Here is a 12,018-nt window from a genome sequence, read left to right on the forward strand (position 1 = left end):
ACCATGGACCTCTCCGACGTCGCGTTGCTGGTCGCCGCCGGTCTCGCCGCGGGCACGGTGAACGCGGTGGCCGGCGGTGGCTCGCTCATCACCTTCCCCGCGCTGATCGCCACCGGCCTGCCGCCGGTGCCGGCGAACGTGACCAACTCGGTGTCGGTCTTCCCCGGGTACGTCGCCAGTGTGGTCGGCAGCCGGGCGGACCTGCCGCCGGCCCGGCGGGTGGCGCTGCTGATCCCCACCACGATCGTCGGCACGGTGGCCGGCTGCCTGCTGCTGCTGGCCACCCCGGCGCGGGCGTTCGAGCTGGTGGTGCCGTTCCTGGTGCTGGGCGCGACGGCGGTGCTGGCGTTCCAGGATCCGCTGCGCCGGCTGGTCGGCCATCCGGCCGACCTCGGCCCGCGCCGCCGTACCGTCACCGTGCAGGCGATGGTCGGGCTCGGCGCGGTGTACGGGGGCTACTTCGGCGCGGCGCTCGGGGTGATGCTGGTGGCCGGGCTGGCCCTGGTGCTGGACACCACCCTGGCCCGGGTCAGCGCGATCAAGAACCTGCTCTCGGCGGTGGTGGGGCTGACCACGCTGGTGGTGTTCGCGCTCTTCGGCCCGGTGCACTGGGCGGCGGTCGCGGTGGTCGCGCCGGCCACCCTGGTCGGCGGGTACGCGGGGGCCCGGCTGGTCCGCCGGCTGCCGCCGGTGGTGCTGAAGTCCCTGATCGTGGTCTTCGGCACGACGATCGGCCTCTACCTGCTCTGGCGCGCGCTGCGTTGAACCGGCGGACCGCCCCGACGCGGCGCGTCGGGGCGGTCCGGGGACGGTCGGTCAGTAGGCCTCGCCGACCGGCTCCTCGGGGGCGTGCTCGTTGCGCCGGGCGGCGGAGTTCCACCGCGACCAGAGCACCCGCTCGCCGTAGCCGGCGGCCATCACGTGGGCGAAGGCGAGGTAGACCACGACGCCGACGGCGAGCACCCCGAAGCCGACCCAGAACGGCAGGGCGAGGCCGTGCTCGGCGAGCTTGCCGGAGATGATCGGCGCGGGCGCGGCGGCCCCCCAGCGGACCAGGTTGAACGCGCCGGTGGCGACGCGGCGGTCGCGCGAACCGAGGCCGAGGGCCAGGTCGGTCAGGTTGGCGTTGGCCAGGCCCATGAACAGGCCGGCGAGCACCAGCACCACCAGCGACATGGCGGTGCCGGTGGAGGTGGCGAAGAGGACCATGCAGACCAGCAGGCCGACGACGGCGACGCCGACGGTCTGCACCGCGCCGATCCGGTGCGCCAGCCGGTGGCCGATCAGCAGGATGCCGGCGGCCAGGCCGAGGCCCCAGCCGGTGAAGGCCAGACCCAGCGGGATGACATCGAGGTGCAGGAAGAGCGGCGTGTAGCCGAGCACCACGAAGAAGACGAAGTTGTACGCGGCGGTGACCACGCAGAGCGTGACGAAGGCCGGCTTGCGGTAGGTGGCGAAGATCTGGCCGACGCGTACCGGGGGCTGCCTGGTGGCCGGCTCGCGCAGCTTGCGCGAGGCGACCCCGAGCGCGAGGACCATGAACACGCCGCAGACGAAGAAGGGCAGCCGCCAGCTGACCTCGCCGAGCAGGCCGCCGATCAGCGGGCCGACGGCGAAGCCGAGGCCGAGCGCGGTCTCGAAGAGACCGACCACCCATTCCCGGTCGTTGGCGAGGTTGACCAGCACCACCATGGCGGTGGCGAAGAACATCGCGTTGCCCAGCCCCCAGACTCCGCGCAGCAGGGACAGCTGGACGATGTCGTTGCTGAACGAGGCGAGGATGGCGGCCACGCCGACCACCGAGACGCCGGTGATCAGGACCGGCTTGAAGCCGAACCGGCCGCTGGCCAGGGTCGCCGGGATCATGCCGAGGGCCATCACCGCGATGTACGCGGTGAAGAGCAGCTCGACCTGCCAGGCGGTGACCCCGATCGCCTCACCGATTGCCGGCAGGATCGGGTCCACCACCGCGATGCCGGCGATCGCGAGGAAGGCCACCAGGGTGGTGGCGTAGATGGCACTGCGGTTGGGTTCGGATCGCCGATCCACTCCGCGCCTCCAGACAGATAGCTGTATCGTACAGGTAATTCCCTTGTATGATACAGCTATGAGCGACGACGACAATGCGGAAGAGGTCACACTCGGCCGGATCGAGACCGAGGTGGCACTGCTGATGCGGCTGGGTGAGGCGACCCGCCGGGCCTCCGGCAGCGCCGAGCACCGGGTGCTGGACCGGGCCGCGTACGTGATCCTGCGGCACCTGGACACCGCCGGCCCGCAGAACGTCTCGGCGCTGGCCGCCCGGCTGAACCTGGACGGCTCCACGGTCACCCGGCAGGTCTCCGCGTTGCAGCGGGACGGGCTGATCGCGCGTACCCCCGACCCGGCCGACGGGCGCGGCACGGTGATCTCCCCCACCCCCGCCGGCCTGCAACGGATGGCCGCCGTCCAGGCGGCCCGCACCCGGCTCTACGGCGACATCCTGGCCGACTGGACCGGCGACGACCGGGACACCCTCGCCGAGCTGCTGCACCGGCTCAACGAGGCGCTGGACGCCCGCAACCGGCGACGCTGAGCGCACGACGAGGCCCCCGGGCGCAGCGGCGTCCCGGGGGCCTCGTCCGGCTCAGGCGACCGGCTCGCGGGCGGAGTCGGCGTCGCGGTCGGCGCCGGGGGTGACCCGCGGATCGCCCTCGTCGGCGAAGTAGTCGTCTCCAGAGGTGCCGTCCACCCCGTCGGCCACCTTCGCCGACCGCAGCACCACGGTGACCAGGGCGGCGACCACCAGGTTGACCAGCACCGCCACGATCCCGACGTAGATCGTCTTCTTGGTGTCGAAGCCGAAGTCGGAGAGCGGGAAGGCCGAGCCGCCGAAGTGCGCGCGCTTCGTGGCCGCGTTGGGGATCTGGTAGAGCATCCACATGCCCAGGCCCATGCCGGCCACCCAACCGGCGATCAGGCCGCCCCGGTGGAACCAGCGGGTGTAGAGGCCCAGCGCCACCGCCGGCAGCGTCTGCAGGATGATCACGCCGCCGATCAGCTGGAGGTCGATGGAGAACTGCGGGTCGAGGAAGATGATGAACGCCAGCGCGCCCACCTTGACCAGCAGCGAGGTCACCTTCGAGACCTGCGCCTCCTGCGCCGGGGTGGCGTCGCGCTTGAGGTACTCCTTGTAGATGTTGCGGGTGAACAGGTTCGCCGCCGCGATCGACATGATCGCCGCCGGCACCAGCGCGCCGATGCCGATCGCCGCGTACGCGACACCCGCGAACCAGTCCGGGAACTGCTGGTCGAACAGCAACGGCACCACGGTGTTGCTGTCCACGCTGCCCGCCGAGGCGCCCGGCAGCGGCTTCACCTTCGCCGCGATGGCCATGTAGCCGAGCAGCGCGATCAACCCGAGCAGCAGGCTGTACGCCGGCAGCGCGGACATGTTCCGCTTGATCACGTCACGGTTCCGGCTGGCCAGCACGCCGGTGACGCTGTGCGGGTAGAGGAAGAGCGCCAGCGCCGAGCCGAACGCCAGGGTGACGTACTGGAGCTGGTTGTTGGCGTTGAGCAGGATGCCGTCGCCGGGCGCGGGTGACGCCTTGAACTTGGCGTCGGCCGCGTCGAAGATGCTCCCCCAGCCGCCGAGCTTGTACGGCAGGTAGATGACCGCCACCAGGATCACGATGTAGATCAGCGAGTCCTTGACGAACGCGATCAGCGCCGGCGCGCGCAGCCCGGACTGGTACGTGTACGCCGCCAGGATGGCGAAGGCGATGATGATCGGCAGGTGCCGGGCGAGCGCGTTGTCGCCGGTCACGCCCATCGTCTTGAGCACCGACTCGATGCCGACGAGCTGCAGCGCGATGTACGGCATGGTCGCCACGATGCCGGTGATCGCCACCAGCAGCGCGAGGACCGGTGAGCCGAACCGGTTCCGGACGAAGTCCGCCGGGGTGACGTAGCCGTGCCGGTGCGACACCGACCAGAGCCGGCAGAGCACCAGGAAGACCATCGGGTAGATCACGATCGTGTACGGCACGGCGAAGAAGCCCATCGCGCCCGCGCCGAAGACCAGTGCCGGCACCGCCACGAAGGTGTACGCGGTGTAGAGGTCACCGCCGACCAGGAACCAGGTGATCCAGCCGCCGAAGTTGCGCCCGCCCAGCCCCCACTCGTCCAGGTGCGCCATGTCGCGCGGCGCCCGCCACCGGGCCGCCACGAAGCCCATCGCGCTGACCAGGAGGAAGAGGATCGAGAAGACGATGATCTCGGTGAGGTGGTCGCGCCACATCAGTGATCACCCCGCTTCTTGGTCATCCGGTAGACCAGCGTGGTGGTGGCCACGCCGAGCAGGATCCAGGCCAGCTGCAGCCAGTAGAAGCGGGGGAACCCGAAGAGCCGGGGCGAGTCGGCGTTGAAGAAGGCCGGGATCAGCGGCACCACGATCGGGACGAAGAGCAACCAGTTCCAGGGGCTGTGGTCCTTCGCCCTGGATCGCGCCGTGGTCGGCGCCTCCGGTTCTGGTGCAGCCATCTGACACACCTCCGGGGAGTCGTGACTTGCCATGTGACGGCCGGAGGCTACGACTCTGTGAGCCCGGTCACGTTCAACCGGTCGACGGTGGTGCGCCGAGCGGCCGCCCGCGTGCGCCGAACGGCGGACCCGTCGGCGGCGGCCGGCCCGGGCCGCCCGGCCCGGGCGGTGCCGGGCTCAGGCGTCGGTGAGGTGGGCGGTGTCGTTGACCGAGCGGACCGCGACGCCGCCGTCCGGGTACAGGTCCAGCACCGAGATCCCCGCGGTGTCCAGGTAGAGCCGGTGCAGGAAGGCGTCGCCGGCCGCGAGGGCGTCGCGCAGCACCAGCTTGATCGGCGAGACGTGGGACACCACCACGACCGTCTCCCCCGGGTACGCCCCGCGCAGCCGCTCGACGGCACGGCCGGTCCGCTCCGCGACGGCGGTGAACGACTCACCCTGCGGCGGGGCTACCCGGGTCGAGGCGAGCCAGGCGTCCAGTTCGCCCGCCCAGCCGTCGCGCACCTCGGCGAAGGTGCGCCCCTCCCAGACCCCGAAGTCACACTCGATCAGGTCGTCCTCAGGGCGTACCGGCGGGTTGCCGACCAGCGCGGCGATCGCCTCGGCGGTCGCCGTACACCTCGACAGCGGCGAGCTGACCACGGCCGCGACCGACGGCGCCAGGGCGGCCACCCGGGCGGCGGTGGCCCGGGCCTGGGCCCGGCCCCGCGCGGTCAGCGGCACGTCACCGCGGCCCGAGTAGCGCTTCTGCACGGTCCGCTCGGTCTCGCCGTGCCGCACCAGGATCAGCCGGGTGGCCTCCTCGGTGGGCCGCGGCTCCCAGGAGGCCGGCGTGGTGGCCGGGTCGGTGCCGGTGGCCTTCCCGGTGGCGGCCCGGGCGGCCACCTCGCGGGCGGCGGCGCGGGCCGCCGAGTCCGGGCCGGCCACCTCGCGCGGCGGCTCCACCAGCCGGGGCGGCTGGACCGTCGCCCGGGCCGGGTTCCGGCCGGCGGCGGCGTCCATGGCGGCGTTGGCCAGGGCGTCGGCGTGCTTGTTGCGCTCCCGGGGGATCCAGCTGAACCGGACGCTGGCGAACCGGCCGACCAGGCCGGCCGCCTGCGCGGCCAGCGGCCGCAGGCCCGGGTGCTTGATCTGCCAGCGGCCGCACATCTGCTCGACCACCAGCTTGGAGTCCATCCGCGCCTCGACCTCGACCGCGCCCAGCTCGGCGGCGGCCTCCAGGCCGGCGATCAGGCCCCGGTACTCGGCGACGTTGTTGGTGGTCGTACCGATCGCCTCGGAGCGCTCGGCGAGCACCTCACCGGTCTCCGGGTCCCGCACCACCGCGCCGTAGCCGGCCGGCCCCGGGTTGCCCCGGGAACCACCGTCGGCCTCGATCACGACCGCCCGCACCGCCACGGCGACTACAGCCCCGACTCGTTCGTACGGACCATGATCCGCCGGCACTCCTCGCAGCGCACCACGTCGTCCGGGGCGGCCTTGCGGATCCGGGCCAGGTCGGCGCCGGAGAGCTCCAGCCGGCAACCGCCGCAGCGGGCGCCGGTGAGCAGCGCCGCGCCGAGCCCGGTGTCGGTGCGGATCCGGTCGTAGAGGGTCACCAGGTCGTCCGGGAGGTCACCGGCGAGCGGCTGGCGGGAGCTGCGCTTGAAGTCCTCCTCCTTGGCGATCTCGGCCAGGCTCTCCTCGCGACGCCGCTCGGCGGCCTCGCGCCGGTCGCGGGCCTCGGCGATCCGCCGCTCGACGCCGTCGAGCACGCCCTGCGCGGTCTCGCGCTGCTCCATCAGCTCCAGCTCGGCGTCCTCCAGGTCGCCCTGCCGGCGGTTCAGCGAGACCAGCTCGTGCTGGAGCGCCTCCAGCTCGCGGGCCGGGCCGCTGCCGGCGGCGAGGCGGGCCTCGTTCTTGCTCTTGCGGGCCCGCACCTGGTCGACGTCCTTCTCCAGCCGGGCGATGTCCCGGTCCAGGTCGTCGACGGCCACCTGGGCCCGGACCCGCTCGTCCTCCAGCGCGGAGAGCGCCCGGGCGAGGGACTCCAGCTCGGCCAGCTCCGGCAGCGTCCGGCGCCGGTGGGCGAGCTGGGCCAGGGCGGTGTCGATCGCCTGCAGGTCGAGCAGGCGGCGCTGCACCTTCGGGTCAGCCTTCACGGTCGGGGCTCCTTGTCGTCCGGTCGGGGCGCGGCGGCGTGCACGGTCCACGGGTCGGTGTCCAGGTCGGACACCACGGTCTCGACGCCCAGCTCGTCCCGCAGGAGGGCGGCCAGGTCGTCCAGCCAGGGTCGTTCGGTCGCCCAGTGGGCGGCGTCCAGCAGGGCCGGGCCACCGGCGGCGAGGTGCTCACCGGCCGGGTGGTGGCGCAGGTCGGCGGTGAGGAAGGCGTCCACCCCGGCGGCGGTCGCCGTGCCGAGGAAGCTGTCCCCGGCGCCGCCGCTGACCGCGAGGGTACGAACCATACGCCCGGGATCCCCGGCGGCGCGAACTCCCCAGGCGGTGACGGGGAGCACGGCGGCGGCGTGCCGGGTCAGCTCGGCCAGCGTCATCGGGGTGGGCAGCTCGCCGATCCGGCCGATGCCCCGCCCCGGGCCGTCGGCGGGGGTGCCGGGGGCCGGGCGGTGCAGCGGGCGCAGGCCGGTCAGCCCGAACCGGGCGGCGAGGGCGTCGGAGACCCCGGGGTCGGCCACGTCGGCGTTGGTGTGCGCCACGTACAGCGCGACGTCCGCCTTGATCAGCCGGTGGACGATCCGCCCCTTGTACGTCGTCGCGGCGACCGAGGAGACGCCGCGCAGCAGCAGCGGGTGGTGCGCGACGATCATGTCCGCGCCGGCGGCGAGCGCCTCGTCCACCGTCTCCGGGACCACGTCGACCACGCAGGCGACCCGGCGTACCTCGGTGTGGGGCTCGCCGAGCACCAGGCCGACCCGGTCCCACTCCTCGGCCCAGGCGGGCGGGTAACGGCGGTCGAGCGCGGCCACCACGTCGCCGACGGTGGGCGGGGATCCGGTTCTGCTCACGACCGGCCAGCTTACCGGCGTCCGGCCGCTGTCACGCCCACCGGCGGTCGAGCGGGCCCGTCGTGCCCCGCGATCCGGGGACGAGGGGCCCGCCCACCGGCTCAGCCGACCGGGGCCACCGGGCGCCGCGCGTCGCGCAACGCCGCGAGCCCGACCGACCACGGGAAGGCGTCCTGGTGCCGCTCACCGGTGCCGGGGGCGTGCAGCGGCACGACGTGGTCCCCGAAGATCACCTGTACGCCCCACTCGCGCAGCCGGGCCAGGCTGCTCAGGAACGCCGGGTGCGCGGCCATCGCCACGTTGGTGTACGGCACGGCCGCGATCGGTACGCCGAGCCCCTGTGCCTCGACCAGCAGCCCGAGGGCGAGGGTGTCGGTGATGCCGACCGCCCACTTGTTGACGGTGTTGACCGTCGCCGGGCAGACCAGCATGGCGTCGGCCGGCGGCAGCACGTCCAGGTCGCCGGGGTTCTTGTAGTGGGTGCGTACCGGATGGCCGGTCTGTCGGGCGAGCGCCGCCCGGTCGACGAACTTCGCGCCGTCGGGCGTGGTCACCACGCAGACGTCCCAGCCCTCCTGCCGGGCCAGGTCGACCAGCCGGCCGACGTTGCGGGCCAGCGGCGAACCGCAGGCGATGACGTAGAGCACCGGCCGGTGCCCGTCGACGGTGTGCGCAGCGGTCATCCGACCACGCCCGCGCTCATACTCCTACTCCCATGTGCTCAGCCAACTCCGCTATCGGCGGAGGCGGCGCACCCCGTGTGCGACGCAGCACGTCCGACATCACCTCGTGCGCGATCGGCCGGCACCGGATCTCGGACGGCGCGAGCCGGTCCCCGCGCAGCAGCATCTCCCCCGCGTTGGCGACGTCGCCGAGCTGGGCGTAGCCGCGGGCCAGGTCGAGCAGGTGGTGCGCGCGGCGCTCGGGCAGCAGGGCGTTGAAGGCCGGCTCGGCGATGCCGTGGTGGGTCTCCACCGCCCGGCCGCCGTCGCCCAGCTCCACCGCGGCGGCGGCCCGGTGCAGCAGCAGATTGGTCGGGCCGAACGAGGTCCAGTAGTGGTTCTGGTCACCGCCGAGCAGGGTGGCCGCCTCCTCGGCGCCGGTGAGCAGGTCGCCGACGGTGGCCGAGTCGCCGATCCGGGCGGCGGCCATCGCGCCCTGGAGCAGCAGCATGCCGTAGACGGAGAGCCGTTCGGGCCGGACGTCGTTGCCGCTGCCGGGGGCGAGCCGGTTGGCGATCCGCACGTTGAGTTCGAGCGCCGGCCGGGGGCGACCCATCGCCACCAGCGCGTTGCAGACCCGGGTGGTGGCGATCCCGGCGAGCAGCGGGTCGTCGGCCCGCTGGGCGACCGCCATCGACCGGTCGGCGGCCAGCCAGGCCAGGTCGCACTCGCCGAGCTTGCGCAGCACCGAGGAGGCGATCTGGTAGACCTGCCCGAGCAGGTGGGCCGCCTCACGGGCCTGGTCGCCGCCGTGGCCGGCGTCCGCCGCCTGGGCGTCGCGCAGCAGCTTCGGCAGGGCCCGGGTGAGCATCCCGTAGCGGCCGTACTGGTAGGTGAGCCAGGCGTGGTTGACCGCCTTGCGCATGTCGCCCAGCGGCGGGGGGTAGGGCGCGGCGTCGAAGTACGCGCTCATCGAGTCGTACCGCTCCAGGGCGGCCCGGATCTCCTCGACCTCGACCTGGTCGATGCAGTTGAGGGCGTCGGTACGCCGCTCCGGGTCCTTGCCGTGCAGCAGCTGGACGTCGATCTGGAGGATGTCGGCGATCTCGTAGAGGACGGAGAACTTGTCCAGCCGGCGGACCCCGCGCTCCACCTTGTCCACCCAGCTCTTGGACTTGCCCAACCGGTCGGCGAAGACCTGCTGGGACATCTTGCGCCGGCTGCGCCAGTAGGCCACCCGCCGCCCGATGGGTAGTTCGTCCATCCCAGCTCCTCCCCCTTCCGGTGTCGGCCGCTCCCCCCACGTCCACCAGATTTGCCCTGGTCGCACAGCCTGTGCGTCAGCCGTACGGGCAGCACTCGTAGTTTTCGTGCAAGTTGCATCAGCCGTTCGTCAGCTCAACGAGTGTGGGTTACGGCAGTGACGGCGTTCGACGTGTGACGTGATGACGGTCGGGACCGGAGGGATGGCAGACGCATGTGGGGGAATGTCGGACCGCGCGTGGCTCACCTGTCGCCCCTGGAACGCGTCCGGCTGCGCCGGGTCGCGGTCCGCTACGCCCTGCACGGCTGGCCGGTGACCCCCGGGGCCTGCCTGGCCAACAGCCGCTTCGTCTGCGGCCGCGCCGGCTGCCCCACCGTCGGCTGCCACCCGGCGCTGGAGGACTGGGAGCACGCGGCGAGCGCCGACCCGGCCCGGGTGGCGACCTGGTGGCGGGACCGCCCGCACGGGGTGCTGCTGCCCACCGGGCGGGCGTTCGACGTGCTGGAGGTGGCCGCCCACCTCGGCCGGCGGGTGCTGGACGCGGTCGCCACCCACCCGGCCGGCTTCGGCGTCCGGGGGCCGGTCCTGGTCACCCCGACCGGGCGGTGGATGTTCCTGGTCCGCCCCGGCGACCCGCTCCGGCCCGAGTTGGAGCACTGCTTCCACGTGGTCCGGCACGGCCCCGGCTCGTGGATCGCCGCGCCGCCGACCCGGCTGCCGGAGGGCACGGTCCGCTGGGCGGTCGCCCCCGAGCAGGCCCGCTGGCAGCTGCCCGACTCGTACCTGGTGCAGAACGCGTTGATCGTGGCGTTGCAGGCAGCCGGGGTCACGCTCACCTCCGACCTGCTGCCGGGCCATCTCCCGCTGCCCCGTCGCGGTCGCTGACCGACGGACGGCTCCCCGACAGCGTCCTGCACCGTGGCGTACTCGTTGCACCGGACGAGGGCGCGGATGCGCCAGAGCGGGGGTTGAGGATGTCCAGGGACGACGCGGCCCGCCACACCGGCGGCACCGAACCTTCGCGGCACCATCGCCGCCCGTACCGCTGGGCGGGCACCCGCCCGTGGGGCACCCGGCCCGGCCGGCCCCGCCCGACGGGCTCCCGGCCGGCCATCCTGCACCGCCCGCCCCGCTGAGGCCGCCGCGGCGGGGCCGGGTCGGCCGACGGGCGGGGCGCACCGGTCAGTCGACCAGGGGCAGGTGGGTCGAGTGCAGCAGCCGGTCGTCGTCGGTGACCACCGCGTGCAGGTGGCCGTCGAGGCGGTCGAGCCAGCGGACACCCGGCTCCCCCATCGCCAGCGCGGCGGTGGCGTAGGCGTCGGCGTACCCGAGGTCCGGGCCGACCACGGTGACCAGCCGCAGCCCGCGGGCCGGCACGCCGCGCCGGGGGTCGATCACGTGGTGGCCGCGGTGGTGCACGCCGGAGGTGGCGACCGCCAGGTCGCTGCCGGCCAGCACCAGGCAGACCGAGGCCCAGTCGTCGGGGTGGCGGACCCCGATCCGCCACGGCCCGCCGGTCGGCGAGAGCCCCCGGACCACCACGTCGCCGCCGGCGTTGAGGCAGTGGTTGGGCGCGCCCGCGGCGACCAGCCGGTCCGAGGCGACCTGCGCCGACCAGCCCTTCACGTAGCCGGAGGGGTCCAGCCGGCCGGTGGCGTACGCGTCGAACCAACCGTCGGTGGCCGCCCAGAGGTCGGCGCAGCGCTGCAGCACCAGCCGCAGGTCGGCGGAGGCGTCGGCGAGCCGCAGCACACCGCGGTCCAGCCGGCACACCTCGCTGTCGTCCCGGTAGGTGCTGAACCGGGCGTCGACCTCGCGCAGCCAGTCGAAGGTGCGGTCGGCCAGCTCGGCGAGGCGCGCGGGCGGCAGGTCGTCGGCGAGGTCCAGCTCGATCGCCGTGCCCATCACGTGCTCCACCCGGGTCAGCCCGGGCCGGTCGGCCGCCACGTCAGATCTGGCTGAGCGCGTTCTGCAGCGACTGCTTGTACGCGTTGCTGGTGTAGGTGGCGTCGGAGACGGTGTTCAGGTTGGCGCTCTGCTTCTGCACGACCTGCCCGGAGGTGCCGCTGTAGTCGCCCTGCACGGCGTCGCTCTTGCGGCCGGACTCGCCGCTGCTCGGCATCCCGGTCGCGGTGGCGTTGACGATCTTCGTGCCGGAGACGGTGATCTGCACCCGCAGCGACCCGTACTTGTAGCTCACCGTGGAGCCGTAGAGGGTCCGGGTGGCCGGCTTCGGGGCGGCGGTGGTGGTCTTCGGGGCGCTGGTGGCGGTCCGCGGCGCGGCGGTCGTCCGCGTCCCGCCGGGTCGGGCGCTCGCACTCGGCTCGACGGACGGCCGGGCGCTGCCGGTCGGGGTGGCCGACGGGGCCGGCGTCACGCCGGAGGCGGCGGCGGACGCGGCGGCGGTGGCGGCCGGGTCGACCCCGCCCGGCACCGCGGGCGGCTGGTCGCCGGGGAGCACCTGGGCCGCCTGGCCGGGTTCGGGTGAGCCCTTCAGCACCACCAGGGCGGTGGTGCCGGCGGCCAGACCGGTGATCGCGAGCAACGCGCGACGCATCTGTTCA

At 73.7% G+C, this 12,018-nt stretch carries 13 protein-coding genes; 3 read left to right on the forward strand and 10 right to left on the reverse strand.

Annotation, left to right across the window (positions count from 1 at the left end; all coding sequences use genetic code 11):
- Positions 1-3 precede the first annotated feature (3 nt).
- Positions 4-765 carry a sulfite exporter TauE/SafE family protein gene (locus GA0070611_RS14760; RefSeq protein ID WP_091664415.1) on the forward strand — a complete coding sequence of 254 codons (762 nt, stop codon included), beginning with the start codon at positions 4-6 and terminating at the stop codon, positions 763-765.
- A gap of 51 nt (positions 766-816) precedes the next feature.
- Here GA0070611_RS14760 and GA0070611_RS14765 read toward each other — a convergent pair whose 3' ends face one another.
- Positions 817-2,049: an MFS transporter gene (locus GA0070611_RS14765; RefSeq protein ID WP_091664418.1), complete on the reverse strand. Its 1,233-nt coding sequence runs from the start codon at positions 2,047-2,049 to the stop codon at positions 817-819.
- Between the two features lie 58 nt (positions 2,050-2,107).
- On the opposite strand from GA0070611_RS14765, the gene GA0070611_RS14770 reads away from it, so the two are divergent.
- Positions 2,108-2,575 carry a MarR family winged helix-turn-helix transcriptional regulator gene (locus GA0070611_RS14770; protein ID WP_091664421.1) on the forward strand — a complete coding sequence of 156 codons (468 nt, stop codon included), beginning with the start codon at positions 2,108-2,110 and terminating at the stop codon, positions 2,573-2,575.
- Between the two features lie 51 nt (positions 2,576-2,626).
- Here GA0070611_RS14770 and mctP read toward each other — a convergent pair whose 3' ends face one another.
- From mctP to GA0070611_RS14805, 7 genes are all read right to left on the reverse strand, one after another.
- On the reverse strand, positions 2,627-4,282 hold the full coding sequence (gene mctP / locus GA0070611_RS14775) for a monocarboxylate uptake permease MctP (protein ID WP_091664423.1): 1,656 nt from the start codon (positions 4,280-4,282) through the stop codon (positions 2,627-2,629).
- Complete coding sequence (locus GA0070611_RS14780; RefSeq protein WP_091664426.1) at positions 4,282-4,524, reverse strand: DUF3311 domain-containing protein; 243 nt, start codon at positions 4,522-4,524, stop codon at positions 4,282-4,284. Before GA0070611_RS14780 ends, mctP begins: the two co-directional genes overlap by 1 nt.
- 177 nt (positions 4,525-4,701) lie before the next feature.
- Positions 4,702-5,922, reverse strand: a complete 1,221-nt coding sequence (locus GA0070611_RS14785; RefSeq protein ID WP_091664429.1) for a bifunctional RNase H/acid phosphatase — start codon at positions 5,920-5,922, stop codon at positions 4,702-4,704.
- Between the two features lie 5 nt (positions 5,923-5,927).
- The gene (locus tag GA0070611_RS14790; RefSeq protein WP_091664431.1) at positions 5,928-6,665 is read right to left on the reverse strand and encodes a zinc ribbon domain-containing protein; all 738 of its coding nucleotides are present in this window, start codon (positions 6,663-6,665) and stop codon (positions 5,928-5,930) included.
- On the reverse strand, positions 6,662-7,492 hold the full coding sequence (locus GA0070611_RS14795; RefSeq protein ID WP_197676000.1) for a Nif3-like dinuclear metal center hexameric protein: 831 nt from the start codon (positions 7,490-7,492) through the stop codon (positions 6,662-6,664). The genes GA0070611_RS14790 and GA0070611_RS14795 overlap by 4 nt, the downstream gene beginning before the upstream one ends.
- 137 nt (positions 7,493-7,629) lie before the next feature.
- Positions 7,630-8,211, reverse strand: a complete 582-nt coding sequence (locus GA0070611_RS14800) for a flavoprotein (protein ID WP_091664437.1) — start codon at positions 8,209-8,211, stop codon at positions 7,630-7,632.
- A 16-nt stretch (positions 8,212-8,227) separates the two neighbouring features.
- Positions 8,228-9,454 (reverse strand): helix-turn-helix domain-containing protein, encoded by a 1,227-nt coding sequence (locus tag GA0070611_RS14805; RefSeq protein WP_091664439.1) that lies wholly within the window; start codon positions 9,452-9,454, stop codon positions 8,228-8,230.
- Between the two features lie 213 nt (positions 9,455-9,667).
- Here GA0070611_RS14805 and GA0070611_RS14810 point away from each other — a divergent pair, with 213 nt between their 5' ends.
- Positions 9,668-10,339 (forward strand): bifunctional DNA primase/polymerase, encoded by a 672-nt coding sequence (locus GA0070611_RS14810; protein ID WP_091664443.1) that lies wholly within the window; start codon positions 9,668-9,670, stop codon positions 10,337-10,339.
- Between the two features lie 297 nt (positions 10,340-10,636).
- Here GA0070611_RS14810 and GA0070611_RS14815 read toward each other — a convergent pair whose 3' ends face one another.
- A complete protein-coding gene (locus GA0070611_RS14815) occupies positions 10,637-11,359 on the reverse strand; it encodes an FAD:protein FMN transferase (protein WP_091672945.1) in 723 nt (240 codons plus the stop codon).
- Positions 11,360-11,402: 43 nt separating this feature from the next.
- Entirely contained in the window at positions 11,403-12,011 is a 609-nt protein-coding gene (locus tag GA0070611_RS14820) for an FMN-binding protein (protein ID WP_091664447.1), read from the reverse strand.
- Positions 12,012-12,018: the final 7 nt, after the last annotated feature.

The organism is Micromonospora auratinigra (genome assembly GCF_900089595.1).
GTDB classification, from domain to species: domain Bacteria; phylum Actinomycetota; class Actinomycetes; order Mycobacteriales; family Micromonosporaceae; genus Micromonospora; species Micromonospora auratinigra.

Bases quoted from the DNA above. Each gene is read 5' to 3' on its own strand.
- GA0070611_RS14780 (WP_091664426.1), bottom strand. From the start codon at position 4,524: ATGGCTGCACCAGAACCGGAGGCGCCGACCACGGCGCGATCCAGGGCG.
- GA0070611_RS14820 (WP_091664447.1), bottom strand. From the start codon at position 12,011: ATGCGTCGCGCGTTGCTCGCGATCACCGGTCTGGCCGCCGGCACCACC.
- GA0070611_RS14770 (WP_091664421.1), top strand. From the start codon at position 2,108: ATGAGCGACGACGACAATGCGGAAGAGGTCACACTCGGCCGGATCGAG.
- GA0070611_RS14815 (WP_091672945.1), bottom strand. From the start codon at position 11,359: ATGGGCACGGCGATCGAGCTGGACCTCGCCGACGACCTGCCGCCCGCG.
- GA0070611_RS14760 (WP_091664415.1), top strand. From the start codon at position 4: ATGGACCTCTCCGACGTCGCGTTGCTGGTCGCCGCCGGTCTCGCCGCG.
- GA0070611_RS14810 (WP_091664443.1), top strand. From the start codon at position 9,668: ATGTGGGGGAATGTCGGACCGCGCGTGGCTCACCTGTCGCCCCTGGAA.
- mctP (WP_091664423.1), bottom strand. From the start codon at position 4,282: ATGTGGCGCGACCACCTCACCGAGATCATCGTCTTCTCGATCCTCTTC.
- GA0070611_RS14805 (WP_091664439.1), bottom strand. From the start codon at position 9,454: ATGGACGAACTACCCATCGGGCGGCGGGTGGCCTACTGGCGCAGCCGG.
- GA0070611_RS14800 (WP_091664437.1), bottom strand. From the start codon at position 8,211: ATGACCGCTGCGCACACCGTCGACGGGCACCGGCCGGTGCTCTACGTC.